This is a genomic window from Microbulbifer agarilyticus S89, from assembly GCF_000220505.1.
Lineage (GTDB): Bacteria > Pseudomonadota > Gammaproteobacteria > Pseudomonadales > Cellvibrionaceae > Microbulbifer > Microbulbifer agarilyticus_B.
Genome location: NZ_AFPJ01000034.1, coordinates 92,490 through 109,093 on the forward strand (window position 1 = coordinate 92,490; position 16,604 = coordinate 109,093).

18 protein-coding genes are annotated in these 16,604 nt (G+C 58.9%); all 18 read left to right on the forward strand.

The window, feature by feature from the left end:
• The first annotated feature begins 10 nt into the window (after window positions 1–10).
• The 18 genes from iscU (at window position 11) to AS89_RS0110580 (ending at window position 16,588) form a co-directional block, all read left to right on the forward strand.
• The gene (iscU, locus tag AS89_RS0110495; RefSeq protein WP_010132561.1) at window positions 11–415 is read left to right on the forward strand and encodes a Fe-S cluster assembly scaffold IscU; all 405 of its coding nucleotides are present in this window, start codon (window positions 11–13) and stop codon (window positions 413–415) included.
• Between the two features lie 57 nt (window positions 416–472).
• The gene (iscA, locus tag AS89_RS0110500; RefSeq protein WP_010132562.1) at window positions 473–796 is read left to right on the forward strand and encodes an iron-sulfur cluster assembly protein IscA; all 324 of its coding nucleotides are present in this window, start codon (window positions 473–475) and stop codon (window positions 794–796) included.
• 113 nt (window positions 797–909) lie between these two features.
• Window positions 910–1,428, forward strand: coding sequence for a Fe-S protein assembly co-chaperone HscB (gene hscB / locus AS89_RS0110505; protein ID WP_010132563.1), 519 nt, complete (start codon window positions 910–912; stop codon window positions 1,426–1,428).
• Window positions 1,429–1,437: 9 nt separating this feature from the next.
• Entirely contained in the window at window positions 1,438–3,318 is a 1,881-nt protein-coding gene (gene hscA, locus AS89_RS0110510; RefSeq protein ID WP_010132564.1) for a Fe-S protein assembly chaperone HscA, read from the forward strand.
• 50 nt (window positions 3,319–3,368) lie between these two features.
• Entirely contained in the window at window positions 3,369–3,707 is a 339-nt protein-coding gene (gene fdx / locus AS89_RS0110515; protein WP_010132565.1) for an ISC system 2Fe-2S type ferredoxin, read from the forward strand.
• A gap of 21 nt (window positions 3,708–3,728) precedes the next feature.
• Window positions 3,729–3,923 carry a Fe-S cluster assembly protein IscX gene (gene iscX, locus AS89_RS0110520; RefSeq protein ID WP_010132566.1) on the forward strand — a complete coding sequence of 65 codons (195 nt, stop codon included), beginning with the start codon at window positions 3,729–3,731 and terminating at the stop codon, window positions 3,921–3,923.
• A gap of 178 nt (window positions 3,924–4,101) precedes the next feature.
• Complete coding sequence (gene ndk / locus AS89_RS0110525) at window positions 4,102–4,527, forward strand: nucleoside-diphosphate kinase (RefSeq protein ID WP_010132567.1); 426 nt, start codon at window positions 4,102–4,104, stop codon at window positions 4,525–4,527.
• A gap of 108 nt (window positions 4,528–4,635) precedes the next feature.
• The gene (rlmN, locus tag AS89_RS0110530; protein WP_029249940.1) at window positions 4,636–5,781 is read left to right on the forward strand and encodes a 23S rRNA (adenine(2503)-C(2))-methyltransferase RlmN; all 1,146 of its coding nucleotides are present in this window, start codon (window positions 4,636–4,638) and stop codon (window positions 5,779–5,781) included.
• 81 nt (window positions 5,782–5,862) lie between these two features.
• Window positions 5,863–6,648: a type IV pilus biogenesis/stability protein PilW gene (gene pilW / locus AS89_RS0110535; protein ID WP_010132569.1), complete on the forward strand. Its 786-nt coding sequence runs from the start codon at window positions 5,863–5,865 to the stop codon at window positions 6,646–6,648.
• Entirely contained in the window at window positions 6,638–7,681 is a 1,044-nt protein-coding gene (locus AS89_RS0110540) for a RodZ domain-containing protein (RefSeq protein ID WP_010132570.1), read from the forward strand. Before pilW ends, AS89_RS0110540 begins: the two co-directional genes overlap by 11 nt.
• A gap of 121 nt (window positions 7,682–7,802) precedes the next feature.
• Window positions 7,803–8,924 carry a flavodoxin-dependent (E)-4-hydroxy-3-methylbut-2-enyl-diphosphate synthase gene (ispG, locus tag AS89_RS0110545; RefSeq protein ID WP_010132572.1) on the forward strand — a complete coding sequence of 374 codons (1,122 nt, stop codon included), beginning with the start codon at window positions 7,803–7,805 and terminating at the stop codon, window positions 8,922–8,924.
• A 55-nt stretch (window positions 8,925–8,979) separates the two neighbouring features.
• Window positions 8,980–10,242, forward strand: coding sequence for a histidine--tRNA ligase (hisS, locus tag AS89_RS0110550; RefSeq protein WP_010132573.1), 1,263 nt, complete (start codon window positions 8,980–8,982; stop codon window positions 10,240–10,242).
• An 80-nt stretch (window positions 10,243–10,322) separates the two neighbouring features.
• On the forward strand, window positions 10,323–11,072 hold the full coding sequence (locus AS89_RS0110555; RefSeq protein WP_010132574.1) for a YfgM family protein: 750 nt from the start codon (window positions 10,323–10,325) through the stop codon (window positions 11,070–11,072).
• A complete protein-coding gene (bamB, locus tag AS89_RS0110560) occupies window positions 11,069–12,253 on the forward strand; it encodes an outer membrane protein assembly factor BamB (RefSeq protein WP_010132575.1) in 1,185 nt (394 codons plus the stop codon). The genes AS89_RS0110555 and bamB overlap by 4 nt, the downstream gene beginning before the upstream one ends.
• Before the next feature lie 149 nt (window positions 12,254–12,402).
• Window positions 12,403–13,800 carry a ribosome biogenesis GTPase Der gene (gene der, locus AS89_RS0110565; protein WP_010132576.1) on the forward strand — a complete coding sequence of 466 codons (1,398 nt, stop codon included), beginning with the start codon at window positions 12,403–12,405 and terminating at the stop codon, window positions 13,798–13,800.
• Between the two features lie 72 nt (window positions 13,801–13,872).
• A complete protein-coding gene (locus AS89_RS0110570; protein ID WP_010132577.1) occupies window positions 13,873–15,330 on the forward strand; it encodes an NAD-dependent succinate-semialdehyde dehydrogenase in 1,458 nt (485 codons plus the stop codon).
• Window positions 15,327–16,079, forward strand: a complete 753-nt coding sequence (tsaA, locus tag AS89_RS0110575; RefSeq protein ID WP_010132578.1) for a tRNA (N6-threonylcarbamoyladenosine(37)-N6)-methyltransferase TrmO — start codon at window positions 15,327–15,329, stop codon at window positions 16,077–16,079. The genes AS89_RS0110570 and tsaA overlap by 4 nt, the downstream gene beginning before the upstream one ends.
• Window positions 16,076–16,588 (forward strand): protein disulfide oxidoreductase, encoded by a 513-nt coding sequence (locus AS89_RS0110580; RefSeq protein WP_010132580.1) that lies wholly within the window; start codon window positions 16,076–16,078, stop codon window positions 16,586–16,588. The genes tsaA and AS89_RS0110580 overlap by 4 nt, the downstream gene beginning before the upstream one ends.
• Window positions 16,589–16,604 lie beyond the last annotated feature (16 nt).

Here is a 16,604-nt window from a genome sequence, read left to right on the forward strand (position 1 = left end):
GGGTATAGTCATGGCCTATAGCGATAAAGTAATTGACCACTATGAACACCCCCGCAATGTCGGTCGTTTGGACGACAAAGCGGATAACGTGGGCACCGGCATGGTCGGCGCCCCCGCTTGTGGTGACGTGATGCGCCTGCAGATTCAGGTGGATGACAACGGCATCATTGAAGACGCCAAGTTCAAGACCTACGGCTGCGGCTCCGCCATCGCTTCCAGCTCCCTGCTGACCGAGTGGGTGAAAGGCAAGTCCCTGGATGAAGCGGCACAGATCAAAAACACCGAGATTGCCGAAGAGCTGGCCTTGCCTCCGGTGAAAATTCACTGCTCAGTACTAGCGGAAGACGCGATTAAAGCGGCAGTGAAGAACATTCGCGAGAAGCGCGGTGAAGAAGCCGAGCAGGCTGCGGGCTAACTAAGTAGCTAAGTAGCATCCGCACAACCAGGTTAAGAAGTAAGGAGTAGCACCGATATGGCAATTACCATGACCGAAGCGGCCCGGGCACACGTGGCCAAACAGCTGGCCAGTCGCGGTAAAGGTATCGGTATCCGGGTCGGCGTGAAAACCGCCGGCTGCTCCGGTATGGCGTATGTGCTCGAGTTTGTCGACGAAGCGCAGGCGGAAGATCAGGTGTTTGACGCGGGCGATGTGAAGCTAATCGTCGACCCCAAGAGCCTTGCGTATCTGGACGGCACTGAGCTGGATTTCGTGAAGGAGGGGTTGAACGAGGGCTTCGAGTTCAAAAACCCCAATGTGAAAAATGAGTGCGGCTGCGGCGAGAGCTTTCACGTTTAACGCTTGAGCGCAGCAGCAACAGGGCCGGGTGCGCACAAGCATGCCGGCCTTTTTGTTATTGGACGATGCGCTCTATGATGCTCCCCGTTCAGCAGGCGATTTAGCAAGATCCTATGCAGCAGAATCATTTTGAAATTTTTGGTTTGCCAGTTGGCTATCAGGTGGACCGCCAGGCGCTGGCGAAACGCTACCGCGAACTACAGCAGGAGTTCCACCCGGATCGCTTCGCCGCGAAATCTGACCGCGAGCAAATGCTGGCGATGCAGTACGCGGCGCAGATCAACGAAGCCAACAACACGCTGAAGGATCCGGTGGCCCGTGCGGCCTACCTGTTGCAGTTGCGTGGTGTAGAGATAAAGGCGGAGCAAACCACCGCCGATGGCACCTTTCTGATGCAGCAGATGATGTTGCGCGAGCGTCTCGAAGAGGTGCGTGAGGCGTCCGACCCGGAGGCCGAGCTGGACGAGCTTGGTGCTGAAGCCGCCAGCCTGTTCAAGGCGCAGGAGCAGGCATTTTCCGCTGCACTGGCCGCGGATGCGCTGCAAGATGGTGAAAGTGCGCTGTCGAAGCTGCAGTTTCTTGCCAAGTTGCAGCGGCAAATCGAAGAGCTCGAAGAAGATTTACTGGATTAATACAGACCTATGGCATTACTGCAGATTTCCGAACCAGGCCAGACTCCCGAACCACATCAGCGCAAGCGCGCGGTAGGGATCGACTTAGGCACCACCAATTCCCTGGTGGCAACGGTGCGCAGCGGCACTGCGGAAGCCTTGCCGGCGGAGGATGGCAAAGCCATCCTGCCGTCTGTGGTGCGCTATACCGGTGCTGGTGTCGAAGTCGGTTATGCTGCGCGCGCCGCCGCCGGAGAGGACCCCTATAACACGCTGGTTTCCATCAAGCGGTTGATGGGGCGCGGACTCGCGGACATCAAACATTTCGGTGAGCAACTGCCGTATCACTTTGCCGAAGATACCGGCGGTATGCCCGCCATCGAAACCGTTGCCGGCGCGGTAAACCCGGTGCAGGTGTCGGCGGAAATACTCAAGGTGCTGGCACAGCGCGGTACGGCTTCTCTCGGGGGCGAGCTGGATGGTGCGGTAATCACCGTGCCGGCGTATTTTGACGATGCACAGCGTCAGGCGACCAAAGATGCGGCCAAGCTGGCCGGCCTGAAAGTGTTGCGCCTGCTGAACGAGCCTACCGCGGCAGCAGTCGCCTACGGTCTGGATAAAACCGAAGACGGCGGCGACGTTGCCGACAAAACCATCGCGGTCTACGACCTGGGTGGCGGTACTTTTGATATCTCCATTTTGCGCCTGTCGAAAGGCGTTTTTGAGGTGCTTTCCACCGGCGGCGACAGCGCGCTCGGTGGGGATGACTTTGACCGTGTGGTGGCCGAGTGGGTCGCCGCCGAGGCAGAGCTCGGCACCGATCTGGACGCGGGTACCCAGCGCAAGTTGCTGGATGCGGCTTGTGCGGCGAAAGAGGCGCTGGCTGTGGAAGAAGCGGTTGCGGTGTCCTATCGCGACTGGAATGGCTCGTTGAGCCGAGAAAAGCTCGCCGAGCTGCTAGACCCGCTGATTGGCAAAACCCTGCGCGCCTGCAAACGCGCGCTGCGCGACGCGGACCTGTCTGCGGAAGATGTGGCAGAAGTCGTGCTGGTTGGCGGCTCTACGCGTACCTTGCGTGTGCGCGAAAAGGTGGCGGGATTCTTTGGTCGAGAGCCCCACGCGGATATCGACCCGGACAAGGTTGTGGCCATTGGCGCTGCGATTCAGGCGGATGTACTGGTGGGCAACAAGTCCCGCGAAGACCTGCTGTTGCTGGATGTGATTCCGCTGTCCCTAGGTATTGAAACCATGGGTGGCCTCACCGAGAAACTCATTCACCGCAATACCACCATCCCCGTGGCCAAGGCGCAGGAGTTCACCACCTTCAAGGATGGCCAGACAGCGATGGCCATTCACGTGGTGCAGGGCGAGCGCGAGCTGGTGGCCGACTGTCGTTCGCTGGCACGTTTCGAGCTGCGCGGTATCCCGCCGATGGTGGCCGGCGCGGCGCATATCCGTGTGACCTACCAGGTGGATGCGGATGGTTTGCTGTCGGTGACCGCAATGGAAAAAAGCAGTGGGGTGCAGGCCGAGATTACCGTCAAGCCATCGTATGGGCTTGAGGACACCGATATCACGCGTATGCTGCAGGATTCCTACGCCAATGCCGAGGAAGATATTGCGGCACGCGCACTGCGCGAGGCGCAGGTGGAGGCCGAGCGCACCCTGGAGGCGATGCTTGTTGCCCTGCAGGAAAATGGCGCGGAACTGCTGAGTGAGGCTGAGCTGAGCGAACTTGAGCAGGCCATGCAGGGCTTGCGGCAGGCCCACAACGAGGGTACCGCGGACGAGATTCGCAGCCAGGTCGAAGCGCTCAACACCCTGTCCGAGCCCTTCGCCGCCCGCCGTATGGATTCCTCCATCAAACGCGCCATGCAGGGCCACAGCCTGGATGAATTTGATAAGCCCTGAGGGCGATCTGACACGCCCGCAGGGCGGTCATCGAACGAGAGTAATGAAATATGCCGAAAATCGTTTTCCTACCCCATGAAGAGCTGTGCCCGGAGGGCAAGGTTGTCGAGGTAGATCCCGGTATTACCGTATGTGATGCCGCGCTGAAGCACGGTGTCCACATTGAGCACGCGTGTGAGAAGTCCTGCGCGTGTACCACCTGTCATGTCATCGTGCGTGAAGGGTTTGACTCTCTGGAGGAGCCGGACGAGCTGGAAGAGGACCTACTGGACAAAGCCTGGGGTCTGGAGCCCGAATCTCGCCTATCCTGCCAGGCAGTGGTAGAGCAGGAAGATCTGGTAGTGGAGATTCCCAAATACACCATCAACCAGGTTTCGGAAAAGCACTAAACCGGCAGGGAGCATTGGGTTATGAAGTGGACGGATATTCACGATATTGCCATCGAATTGAGCGATGGCCACCCCGACATTGACCCCCTGACGGTTAATTTCGTCGATCTTCGCAAGTGGGTGATGGATTTGCCGGATTTTGACGACGATCCGGAGCGCTGCGGGGAGAAGATCCTCGAGGCCATTCAGGCGGCGTGGATCGAAGAGAACGAGTAGTCAGTTCTGCAGTACACACTTCACGCGTCTGCGCGTATAATCCGCGCTCCGCGATCACTGTTGGTTAATTAATCGACAGTTTTGCGAGCTGAGAGAATTCAGGGAAGAGCAACGTCAGTTGCTCTTTTCGTATCTGATTTAAGACAACTTTTTTCAAAACCTAGAAATGGAGAAAATCATGGCCGTGGAACGTACCCTGTCCATCATCAAGCCAGACGCCGTAGCCAAGAACGTAATCGGCGAAATCGAAAGCCGCTTTGAAAAAGCCGGCCTGCGCATTGTTGCCATGAAAATGGTTCAGCTGTCCCAGGAGAAGGCTGAAGGTTTCTACGCCGAGCACAAAGAGCGTCCTTTCTTTAAGGATCTGGTTGAATTCATGACTTCCGGCCCGGTTGTTGTACAGGTTCTGGAAGGCGAAAACGCGATTCTGGCCAACCGCGACCTGATGGGCGCGACCAACCCGAAAGAAGCTGACGCCGGCACCATCCGCGCCGACTTCGCTGACAGCATCGACGCGAACGCTGTTCACGGTTCCGACTCTGCGGCTTCCGCTGAGCGCGAAGTGAACTACTTCTTCGCTGCCGAAGAAATCTGCGCACGCTAATCCAGTTCGTGCCTTCGCAGGAGCCTGCCGCAACGCGGGCTCTTGCAATCCCTGCAACGCTTTGCCGTTACTGCAATTTCCGCACCGCGACCGGTGCAAGGTGAATCCATGACCGCGACTGTTGAAACAGTACAAACCGAAAAAGTGAACCTGCTGGGCCTGTCCGTGGACAAGCTAGCGGACTTTTTTGCCGGTTTGGGCGAGAAGCGCTTCCGCGCGGTGCAGGTATTGAAGTGGATTCACCAGAATGGCGTGGACGATTTCGAGCAGATGACCAATGTCAGCAAGGCCATGCGCGCCAAGCTGTCCGAGATCGCCGAAGTGCGTGCACCCAAGGTCCTGAAACAGATGGACTCCGCCGATGGCACCCGCAAGTGGCTGATCGAAGTCACCGGCGGCAATGTGATCGAGACCGTCTACATCCCCGATGGCGACCGCGGCACTTTATGTGTTTCCTCCCAGGTCGGCTGTTCCCTGGATTGCAGCTTCTGCGCCACCGGCAAGCAGGGCTTTAACCGCGACCTGACCGCGGCCGAGATTATTGGCCAGGTGTGGATCGCGTGTAAGTCATTTGGCCAACTGCAGCCAAATGGCCCGCGCAAGGTTACCAATGTCGTGATGATGGGTATGGGTGAGCCCCTGCTCAATTTCGACAACGTGGTTGATTCCATGAACCTGATGATGGAAGACAATGCCTACGGCATCTCCAAGCGTCGGGTAACCCTGAGTACCTCCGGTGTGGTGCCCGCGCTGGACCGCTTGGCCGAGGTCACCGATGTGAGCCTGGCGATCTCCCTGCACGCGCCCAATGACGAGCTGCGTAACGAGCTGGTGCCGATCAACAAAAAGTACCCCATCGCCATGCTGCTCGATAGCGCCCAGCGTTACATCGAGAATATGCCGGACAACCACCGTAAGATGACCATCGAGTACACCATGATCCGGGAGGTGAATGACCGCCCGGAGCATGCGCATCAGTTGGCCGAGCTGCTGCGTGATGTGCCGGTGAAGATAAATCTGATACCCTTCAATCCGTTTGAGCTGTCCGACTACCAGCGGGTCAGCAATAACGCTTTGCGACGTTTTCAACAGATTTTGTTGGACAAAGGCTATACCGTAACCGTGCGTACCACCCGTGGCGATGATATCGATGCGGCTTGTGGTCAGCTGGCCGGCCAAGTAAACGACCGTACCCGTCGCTCCGAGCGCTATCGCAACGCCGAGCGCCCAGTACGGATTGTTGGCCAGGCGTAACCGCCTCGATTGCTGCTGAGCATCGCCGAATGGAGTTGGCGTGCGGGGTTGTACGCACCCGATAACGATAAGGTGAGGCTAGTGTTAGCAAGAAATTCCAAGTCGGCGCTGCTCGCCGGGTTGTTCATTACCCTGCTGTTGGGTGGCTGTGTCAGCACCGGCCCAGGCGGCAAGGCCATTGATCTCGACAAGGCCCGCGAGACCCATATTCAGTTGGGCCTGCGCTATCTGCAAAGTGGCAGCGACAATCGGGAGATGGCCCGCCATCACTTCCAGGAAGCGCTCAAGCTGGGCAAGAAAGACCCCCGTGCCCACCACGGCCTCGCGCTGCTGTATCAGGCAGACGGCGAGCTGGACGTGGCCGAATCCCATTTCAAAAAAGCCCTGCGCTTCGACCGCGACTTTTCCATGGCGCGGGTGAACTACGGGGTGTTCCTGTATCAGCAGGAGCGCTACGCCGAAGCGAAAGCCCAATTCCTGACGGCGTCTGAAGATCTCTCCTACAACCGCCGCTCATACGCGCTGGCCAACCTGGGGCGTGCCGAGTTGAGATTGGGTGAGCTCGAAGGTGCTGAGCGCGCCTTCACCAAGGCGCTGGCCCTGAGCCCCGGTTTGCCGGTGGCCTTGTTAGAGCTGGCTGAGCTCAAGTTCCAGAAGCGGGACTACGCAGAAGCCAAGCAGTACCTGGATCGCTACGCGGAAAAGAGCCGGCAGGTACCGCAATCCCTGTGGCTCGGTATCCGTATCGAGAAGATTTTCGGTAACCGGGACAAGGAGCGCAGCTACGCCCTGGCGCTGAAGAACCTGTTTCCCTATTCAGCAGAAACGCTGAAATACCAGGAGATGAAGGCCGAAAATGAGCAGTAACGATTCCGTCGCAGATTCTACCGAACACGCCGCCGAGCAGCCTTCCGCATTGTCCGTCGGTAGCCAGTTGCGCGCCGCCCGCGAACAGGCCGGGCTTGAAGTTGAAGAGCTGGCCAGTCGCCTGTGTATGTCACCGGATAAGCTCAAGGTTTTGGAGCAGGACGAGTTTGATCGCCTGGCCGGCGCCATCTATGTGCGCGGTTACATCCGCAATGCCTGTAAAGAGTTGGGCCTCGACGCGGAGCCATTGCTGGACATGTTTGCCCAGCAGGCGCCGGACAATTCCACGCCCCATATTCCCGAGATGCCCCGCGGCATGAAGGTGGGCGGTGCCGGTGAGTCGAGTGGCGATTCCTCGTTCCGTCCGCTGGTGCTGGTGCTGGCGATTGCCGCGGCCGGCGGTTACTGGTGGTTTGGCCTGCAGGGTGGTACGCCCGCTGCAAACGTCGATCCGGCCTTTACCGAGGCGGCCCAGGAGGCCGAGCGGGTACCAGAAGCACCAATTGCGATGGTGGAAGCCATTGAGTCCAACGCCGCTGTGGGAGAGCCTGCTGCGGACGCCGTTGAAGTTGCAGCGTCGGAAATTGAGGCCGCAGTCGAGCCGGCGCCAACCGATCTCGCCGAGGCCCTGTCTGCTTCACCGGAGACTGGGCCCGAGCCAGAGGCCGTGTCCGAGCCGGAGACGGTATCTGAGCCGGAAGTCGCCGCGGTTTCTGCCACGCCTACATTACCCGCAGCGGCGGAATTGCCTGCGGCGGCGGAAGAAACGCCGACAGCAGCGGTAGGTATTCCTGACGCCGCGCTATCCCTTAGCTTCAGCGAAGAAGCGTGGATTGAAGTGGTGGATGCGACGGGCAACAAGCTGTTGTCGCGCCTGCAGCCCGCGGGCTCGACGGTGGAGCTGACCGGTGAGGCGCCATTTAACCTGATGCTGGGCAACGCGGCGGCGACCACCGTCAGCTATGCCGGTGAGGTGGTGGACAGCTCGCCGTTGGGTACCCGCCGTACCCGCAAGCTGATTGTGGGTGGCTAGTCCCCTTATTGTGAGCCCCTTATTCTCCTCGCGAAGGGCGCAACCCCTGTAGGTTTGCGCCCAATCTATCTATAATCCTCCGGTTTTTCCGTCCCCGCTCAACCCTAACGCAGGTTCTGTTATGCAGTTCGAGTCACCCATAGTTCGTCGCGTGTCACGCCAGATCATGGTGGGCAATGTGCCGGTCGGCGGTGGTGCGCCCATTTCCGTCCAGAGCATGACGAATACGGAAACCTGCGATGTGGCCGCTACCGTCGACCAGATCCAGCGCCTGGAAAATGCCGGTGCGGATATTGTGCGGGTGTCTGTGCCGTCCATGGAGGCTGCGGAGGCCTTCGGCGAGATCAAAAAGCAGGTGGCTGTGCCGCTGGTTGCGGACATTCACTTCGACTACCGCATCGCACTGCGCGTGGCGGACCTGGGTGTAGACTGCCTGCGCATCAACCCGGGCAATATTGGCCGCGAAAAGCGTATTCGCGCGGTGGTCGACAAGGCCCGGGACCTGAATATCCCGATTCGTATCGGCGTGAATGCAGGCTCCCTCGAGAAAGACCTGCAGAAAAAATACGGTGAACCCACGCCGGATGCGCTGGTGGAATCAGCGCTGCGCCATGTGGACATTCTCGACAGCCTGAACTTCCAGGACTTCAAGGTCAGCGTAAAGGCGTCGGATATTTTTATGGCCACGGCGGCCTACCGCAAGCTGGCGACCCAGATTGAGCAGCCGCTGCATCTCGGTATTACTGAAGCCGGCGGGCTGCGCGCGGGCACCGTGAAATCGGCCATCGGCCTCGGTGCGCTGCTGCTGGATGGTATTGGCGACACCCTGCGTGTATCCCTCGCCGCGGATCCGGTGGAAGAAGTGAAGGTGGGCTGGGATCTGCTCAAGAGCCTGCGCCTGCGCACCAAGGGCATCAACTTTATTGCCTGCCCCAGCTGTTCACGCCAGAACTTCGACGTGGTGAAAACCATGAACGAACTGGAGACCCGCCTGGAAGATATCACCACGCCGCTGGATGTCGCGGTCATCGGCTGCATCGTGAACGGCCCGGGTGAAGCAAAAGAGGCAGATATCGGCCTGGCCGGTGGCACGCCCAGCCATGCGATCTATGTGGACGGGCAGCCGGACCGCAAATTCAAGAATGACAACCTGGTGGATGACCTGGAGCAACTGATCCGCGAAAAGGCTGCGGCCAAGGCGGAACAGGAGGCGAACATCATCGCCAAGGAAACCACTGAGTAATATTGGGTGCCGGTGGATGCCGGCATCGCGTACGAACTGTATTTAAGGACTACCGTTGAAACAACTTCGCGCCATCCGCGGCATGAATGACCTGCTGCCCACCCAGTCCCCGGTGTGGCAATACGTGGAAAGCACCCTCAGCGAACTCTTCGCGCGCTACGGCTACAGCGAGATCCGTACCCCGTTGCTGGAAGCGACCCAGCTGTTTGCCCGCGCCGTCGGTGAGGCCACCGATATCGTCGAGAAGGAAATGTACACCTTCGACGACAAGAGCGGTGACAGCGTCACCCTGCGCCCGGAAGGCACCGCCGGCACGGTGCGCGCGGCCATCCAGAATAACCTGCTGATCCAGCCCCAGCGCCTGTGGTACTTCGGCCCCATGTTCCGCTACGAGCGCCCGCAGAAGGGCCGCTTGCGCCAGTTCCACCAGTTCGGGGTGGAGGTGTTTGGTATCGAAGGTCCGGATATCGACGCCGAGATTCTGATGATGACCGCACGCCTGTGGAAACAGCTGGGGGTCTCCGAGCACGTATCCCTGCAGCTGAACTCCCTCGGCAATAGCGAGAGCCGCGCGGCCTACCGCGATGCGCTGGTGGAGTACCTGTCTGCGCGCAAAGACCAGCTGGATGAAGACAGCCAGCGCCGTCTTGAACGCAACCCGCTGCGGATCCTCGACAGCAAGAACGCGGATACCCAGGCGCTGCTGACCGATGCGCCCTGCCTGCTCGATTTCCTCGACGACGAGTCGCGCAGCCACTTTGAACAGCTGCGAGCCTTCCTGGATGCGGCCGGAGTGGCCTATGAAGTGAATCCGCGCCTGGTGCGCGGCCTCGACTACTATGGCAAGACGGTTTTTGAGTGGGTGACCGACAGCCTTGGTGCCCAGGGCACCGTGTGTGCCGGTGGCCGCTACGACGGCCTGGTAGAGCAGATGGGCGGCAAACCTACTCCCGCCGTCGGCTTTGGCCTCGGCGTTGAGCGTCTGGTGCTGTTGCTGGAAACCCTGGAAGTACTGCCAGACACCCTGGATCAGCAGGTCGATGCCTATCTGGTTGCCGTGGGTGATGTACAATCAGCCGCTTTGGCTGCGGCCGAGCAGTTGCGCAGTGATCTGCCGTGGCTGCGCCTGCAGACCCACTGCGGTGGTGGCAGCTTCAAGAGCCAGATGAAGAAGGCCGACAAGAGCAATGCGGATTACGCATTGATCATCGGCGAAGATGAAGCGGCAGCGGGGCAGATTACGGTGAAGTCCCTGCGCGCCGACGTCGAGCAGCAGACCGTGGCGGTTGCTGAACTGGCAAACATTTTACAAGGCTAAATGGCTGCGCTGGAGGTGACCGCCTGCAGCGCGCAAACAGCATCTCAAAGAATTGGTATTGGGAATAAGGCAAATAACAAATGGCAGACCATCTGACAGAAGAAGAACAAATTGAATCCATCAAGCGCTGGTGGAAAGAAAATGGCACTGGCATTGTCACCGGTGTGGTACTGGCGCTTTCTGCTTATTTTGGCTGGCAGTGGTGGCAGGGCAAGGAGCGCGCCGATGCCGAGACGGCGTCTAACCTGTACCAGAGCTTTGTTACTGCGGTGTCTGCCAATGAGGGCAACCCGGATAACAAACAGCTGACTACCGCCAAGTCCCTGGCCCGCGAGCTAAAAGACGACTTTGGCAAGCGGATCTACGCAACCCAGGCATCCCTCGAACTGGCCGCGCTGGCTGCCGAGTCCAATGACCTGGAAGAAGCCGCCAAGCAGCTGCAGTGGGCTGTGGATAACACAGGTGACGATGCGCTGAAATTTGTTGCCCTGCGTCGCCTGGCTGCGGTTAAAGCCGCGCGTGGCGAAACCGGCGAAGCGCTCAAGTTGCTCGAAGGGGATATTCCTCCGGCATTCGCTGGGCTCTATGCGGAAACCCGCGGTGACATCCTTGTGCAGCAGGGCGACAAAGATGCGGCTCGCGCCGCCTATCAGGAAGCGCGCGCGCAATTGCTCCCCGAGCAGGCCGCAGGCGCCGGTCTGTTGGACCTGAAGATTGAAAGTTTGGGCGATGCGCCCAAATCGGATGAAACTCCGGAAGACGAAGCGGTGTCTGAGCCCGGTAATGAAACCGAAGCAGACGAAGCCGACAAGGAGAGTACCCCGCAATGATAGGCACGCACACCGGTAACCGCTTCGCGGCGGGCAAGGCACTCAACCGAATTGTTGCCGTCGCTCTGGCCGCGGTCATTAGTGCCTGTGCTTCCAACGAAGAGAAGGAAGACACAGATCCCGTCGAGTTGACGGAAATTCAGGAGAGCGTACGACTGAGCGAAGTGTGGTCCACCAATATCGGTGATATTGATGCACTGCGCTACGCCATGCTGACGCCGGGACTGATTGACGGAAAAATTATTGCCGCCAACAGCGACGGTGATGTGGTTGCCCTGGATCGCAGCACCGGCAAGCGCCTGTGGAAAACCGACATTGAACGTTCCATCAGTGGCGGTGTTGGTGTGGGTCTGGGTATTGCGGTGGTAGCGGATTTCCGCGGCCGCATTGTGGCACTTGACTTGAATACCGGTGAACAGCGCTGGGACACCCAGCTCAGCGGTGAGGTTGTCTCTACCCCGGCGGTTGGCGCCGGTATGGTAGTGGTGCAAACCGTGGACGGTAAGCTGCTCGGCCTCAATGCGGAGACCGGCGAACAGACCTGGCGCCACAACACCATCTTGCCGGTGCTGACCCTGCGTGGTACCGCGAGCCCGGTTATTTCTGGCGGCGTTGTGTTCGCCGGCCTGGACAACGGCAAGCTGATTGCGTTGAGCGCCACCGACGGTATTACCCGTTGGGAACAGCGTGTTGCCATTCCGCAGGGGACTGCGGAGCTGGAGCGCGTCGTGGATATTGATGGTGCACCACTGGTGCGCGGTGAACTGGTGTTTGCCGCCAGCTACCAGGGTCGAGTTGTTGCCCTGTCCCGCGAAGATGGCCGCGGTCTGTGGGCGCGCGATGCCTCCACCAACCACGGTGTTGCGGTGGGTGCCGGCCAGGTATTCCTGAGCGACGCCGACGGCAGTGTCCACGCCTACAATGTAGGTAATGGCCAGATTCAGTGGACCAACAGTGAATTGCTGCGTCGTCAGCTCGGCGGCCCGGCCTATTTTGTCGATGTGGTTGTGGTGGGTGACCTGGATGGCTACCTGCATGCGCTGGACCCGACTACCGGTCGCTTTGTGGGGCGTACCCGCATTGACCGCGATCCGATCCGTATCCCGCTGCTGGCCGACGGCGATCTGCTGTTCGCGCTGTCAGACGACGGTGAGCTGGTGGCTCTGCGCCTGGAACGCTGAAACATCAGACCAAGCGTCCAAAATGCGTCCCCGGGCTCGCGCCTGGGGTAAGCAAAACCGCTCTGGTTTAACTATCGCCCGCAGTATGCGGGCGTTTGTATTTATGGTCTGGCTCAGATAAGGGGCCAGTTTTTGAGTATATTCAATTTATGTTGCCTGTAATCGCCCTGGTTGGGCGCCCCAATGTGGGTAAATCCACCCTGTTTAATCGCCTGACCAAGAGCCGCGACGCCCTTGTGGCTAACTACGCCGGTCTGACGCGCGACCGCAAATACGGCGAGGCGGAATTCGACGGCCACAAGATGATCCTGGTAGACACCGGGGGTATCAGTGGTGGCGAAGAGGGTATCGATGCGGCCATGGCCCAGCAGTCCATGCAGGCGATTGAAGAGGCGGACTTTGTCCTGTTCATGGTGGATTGCCGCGCGGGTTTGACTCCGGCGGATGAGATGATCGCCGAGCGCCTGCGTACCCGCTCCAAACCCACCATTTTGGTGGCCAACAAGGTGGACGGGGTAAACCCGGATATCGCCCTGGCACCGTTTTATGAACTGGGTATTGGTGAGCTATTCCCGACCACCGCCACCCACGGCCGCGGGGTTCGCTCGCTGATGGAGCGTCTTGTAGGCGACCTGCCGGATTCCGGTGAAGAAGAGCTGGTAGATGAAGCCAGCGGCATCAAAATCGGAATCGTCGGCCGCCCGAACGTGGGTAAATCCACGCTGGTAAACCGCCTGCTGGGTGAAGACCGCGTGGTGGTGTTCGACCAGCCCGGTACCACCCGCGACAGTGTCTACATCAATTACGAACGCGACGAAAAGCCCTACACCATTATCGATACCGCGGGTATTCGCCGGCGCAAAAACGTCAAGGAATCGGTGGAGAAATTCTCCATCGTGAAAACCCTGCAGGCGGTGGAAGACGCCAACGTGGTGGTGCTGGTGATCGATGCCAGTGAGGGCCTGGTGGACCAGGACCTGCACCTGATGGGCACCGTGATTCAATCCGGCCGCGCGCTGGTTGTGGCGCTGAACAAGTGGGATGGCCTGGACCCGGATCACCGCGACTTTGTGAAAACCGAACTGGAGCGGCGCCTGCGTTTTGTGGAGTTCGCCGATATCCACTTTATTTCTGCCCTGCATGGCACCGGTGTTGGTAACCTGTACGAGTCCATCGAGGCCGCGTACCAGTCGGCGACCGACAAGCTCTCGACCAACCACCTGACGCGTATCTTGCAGTGGGCGGTAAGTGAGCACCAGCCTCCACTGGTGAATGGTCACCGCATCAAGCTGCGTTACGCGCATGCGGGCGGGCAGAACCCACCGGTGATCGTGATTCACGGGAACCAGACCGATCAGGTACCCAACCACTATGTGCGCTATCTGGAAAAGACCTTCCGCAAGGCGCTGGACCTGCACGGTACCCCGGTAAAAATTGAATTCCGCACCAGCGATAACCCGTATGCGGGAAAGAAAAACAAACTGAGCGACCGCCAGAAAGCGAAGAAGCGTCGCCTGATGAAGTTTGTGAAGAAAAAGAAAAAATAATTGAATTGGCAGGGCGGCACGGCATCAGTGCCGCCCGTTCACTGCCGGCTACCACAAGGAAGAGGCCCTCACATGCCGAAGCTCAACGACTCTGATCTGCTCCGTACGCAATCCTTCATTAATGGCCAGTGGCTCGATGCCGATAGTGGTAACACCCTGGAGGTTACCAATCCGGCCACGGGCGAAACCGTTGCCACCATCGCAAGTCTCGGCGCCGCCGAAACCCGCCGCGCCATCGAGGCCGCTAATGAGGCCTGGCCCGCGTGGCGCAACTTGCCGGTAAAGCAGCGCGCAAAAATCCTGCGCGACTGGTACAACCTGATTATTGAAAACGTCGATGACCTGGCCGCAATCTTAACCGCGGAGCAGGGTAAGCCACTGGCAGAAGCCAAAACCGAAATCACCTATGGTGCCAATTATCTGGAGTGGTTTGCCGAAGAGGCCAAGCGCGCCTACGGCGATGTGATTGCCCCGCCAGCCAACGACAAGCGTATAGTCGTCATCAAACAGTCGGTGGGTGTTACCGCATCCATTACTCCGTGGAATTTCCCCAGCGCAATGATTGCGCGCAAGGTGGCCCCCGCATTGGCCGCCGGCTGTACCTTCGTTGCCAAGCCCGCTTCCGAAACGCCGCTCTCCGCCCTGGCGCTGGCGGTACTGGCGGAAAAAGCTGGCGTGCCCAAGGGCGTGTTCAACGTCGTGGTGGGCAAAAGTTCGCGGGAAATTGGCGGCGAGATGACCAGCAACCCGCTGGTGCGCAAATTTACCTTTACCGGCTCTACTGCCGTCGGCAAGCAGCTGCAGGCCCAGTGTGCAGAAACCATCAAGAAAACGTCCATGGAGCTCGGTGGTAACGCTCCGTTTATCGTCTTCGACGATGCGGATATCGATGAGGCGGTAAAAGGCGCAATCATCTGCAAATACCGCAATGCCGGGCAAACTTGTGTCTGTGCCAACCGCATTCTCGTGCAGGAAGGCGTGTACGATGAGTTCGCGGAGAAATTCTCCCAGGCCGTGAATGATTTAACACTGGGTAACGGTGCTGCTTCCGGTGTCGATGTAGGCCCCATGATTAACTCGGGGGCGGTGAAAGATGTTGCCGCGCTGGTGGAAGACGCCTTGAGCAAGGGCGCCAAGGCGCTGAACCCGGGTGGGCCGAGCGAGCTGGGTGAGTGCTTCTATACCCCAGCAGTGTTGGGGGACGCGAATGACTCCATGCGCCTGTTCAAGGAGGAAATCTTTGGCCCGGTTGCGCCGCTGTTTAAATTCAGCACCGAAGAAGAGGCGATCCGTATGGCCAACGATACGGAGTTTGGTTTGGCCTCGTATTTTTATGCCCGTGATATCGGTCGTATCTGGCGCGTGGCGGAAGGGCTGGAATACGGCATGGTCGGTATCAATGAGGGCATCATTTCCAATGAGATGGCACCGTTCGGCGGTATCAAAGAATCCGGCAGTGGCCGTGAAGGCTCCAAGTACGGTATCGATGATTACCTCGAAATCAAATACCTGTGCATGGGTGGCATTTGAATACCCCAGTACTGAGTATTGAGCCAGTCGCCATCACCCACTCCTGTTTTTCGGACAAGTTCGGCATCCCGCGCCAGCCTTTGCTGGCGGATGCCAGCCGCGCATCCCTCGAACTGTTGTCACCTTACAACGATCCGGAGGCCGTAGCCGGCCTCGAGCAATACACCCATCTGTGGCTTACCTGGCAGTTTCACCAGGTAGCCGGGCAATGGTGTGCCAAGGTTCGCCCACCGCGCCTTGGTGGCAATAAAAAAATGGGCGTATTCGCCACCCGCTCACCGTTTCGACCGAACAATATTGGCCTGTCCGTGGTGCGGTTGATCGAGGTGCGGGTGAGTAAAACGGCTGCGTCAGCAAAAGTTGAAATCATCATTGCCGGCGCCGACCTGCTCGACGGCACACCGATCCTGGATATCAAACCCTACATTCCCTATGCCGATAATGTCCCTGAGGCCGCCAGCGACTTTGCCGATGCCGCCCCAGCCGCAACGCCGGTAGCGATTCCGGAAGCAATCGCCGACGCAGCACGCAACTACCGCGATCAGTGGGGTACCGATTTACTGGCACTTATCCAACAGGTACTCGCACAAGACCCCAAGCCCGCGTACCAGCAGCCTGACCCATCGCGAATCTATGGCATGGAACTTTGCGGGTTCAACCTGCAATGGCGCTACCGGGATAATGGGATTTATGTGGTGGCACTAACACCGCTCGAACTGAGCGTAACTGTGGAAGGAAAGGGCGAGTGAATATAAAGCGCGGGCTACGGTCCCTGATTAAGTTTGCACTGCTAGCCGCATTGGTCGTCGTCGCAGTTTCCTGGTATCACGCCCGCAGCATGCCAAAAGGGCAGGCACCGGAACTGCTGGCACCCGATATCAATGGCCTGCCGATTAGTTTGCAGGGGATGACCCAGAAAGGCCCTGTGTTGATTTATTTCTGGGCCACCTGGTGTGGCTATTGCCGGGTAGTGTCGCCAGCGGTGTCCGATCTATCCAAAGAATATCAGGTGATCAGTATCGCCCTGCAGTCCGGCACACCGGACGAAGTGGCCAATTATCAGCAGGAACACGATTTAGCGTTTCGCACCATCAACGATCCCAGCGGCGCGCTCAGTGCCAGCTGGGGCCTCAAGGTAACCCCTACCATTGCCATCGTCGACAATAAGGGTGAAGTCAGTACCGTGACCGCCGGCATGGCTTCGCGCTTGGGGCTGAAAGCGCGGATGTGGTGGGCGCAGGTGGGCAAAGGCGAATAATCACATCGCGTCTTCC

What these genes read in the sequence shown, in the direction of transcription:
- der (WP_010132576.1), top strand. Translation starts at nt 12,403, where the DNA reads ATGTTGCCTGTAATCGCCCTGGTTGGGCGCCCCAATGTGGGTAAATCC.
- fdx (WP_010132565.1), top strand. Translation starts at nt 3,369, where the DNA reads ATGCCGAAAATCGTTTTCCTACCCCATGAAGAGCTGTGCCCGGAGGGC.
- iscX (WP_010132566.1), top strand. Translation starts at nt 3,729, where the DNA reads ATGAAGTGGACGGATATTCACGATATTGCCATCGAATTGAGCGATGGC.
- iscA (WP_010132562.1), top strand. Translation starts at nt 473, where the DNA reads ATGGCAATTACCATGACCGAAGCGGCCCGGGCACACGTGGCCAAACAG.
- iscU (WP_010132561.1), top strand. Translation starts at nt 11, where the DNA reads ATGGCCTATAGCGATAAAGTAATTGACCACTATGAACACCCCCGCAAT.
- ndk (WP_010132567.1), top strand. Translation starts at nt 4,102, where the DNA reads ATGGCCGTGGAACGTACCCTGTCCATCATCAAGCCAGACGCCGTAGCC.
- AS89_RS0110570 (WP_010132577.1), top strand. Translation starts at nt 13,873, where the DNA reads ATGCCGAAGCTCAACGACTCTGATCTGCTCCGTACGCAATCCTTCATT.
- AS89_RS0110540 (WP_010132570.1), top strand. Translation starts at nt 6,638, where the DNA reads ATGAGCAGTAACGATTCCGTCGCAGATTCTACCGAACACGCCGCCGAG.
- hscA (WP_010132564.1), top strand. Translation starts at nt 1,438, where the DNA reads ATGGCATTACTGCAGATTTCCGAACCAGGCCAGACTCCCGAACCACAT.
- ispG (WP_010132572.1), top strand. Translation starts at nt 7,803, where the DNA reads ATGCAGTTCGAGTCACCCATAGTTCGTCGCGTGTCACGCCAGATCATG.
- bamB (WP_010132575.1), top strand. Translation starts at nt 11,069, where the DNA reads ATGATAGGCACGCACACCGGTAACCGCTTCGCGGCGGGCAAGGCACTC.
- AS89_RS0110555 (WP_010132574.1), top strand. Translation starts at nt 10,323, where the DNA reads ATGGCAGACCATCTGACAGAAGAAGAACAAATTGAATCCATCAAGCGC.
- hscB (WP_010132563.1), top strand. Translation starts at nt 910, where the DNA reads ATGCAGCAGAATCATTTTGAAATTTTTGGTTTGCCAGTTGGCTATCAG.
- rlmN (WP_029249940.1), top strand. Translation starts at nt 4,636, where the DNA reads ATGACCGCGACTGTTGAAACAGTACAAACCGAAAAAGTGAACCTGCTG.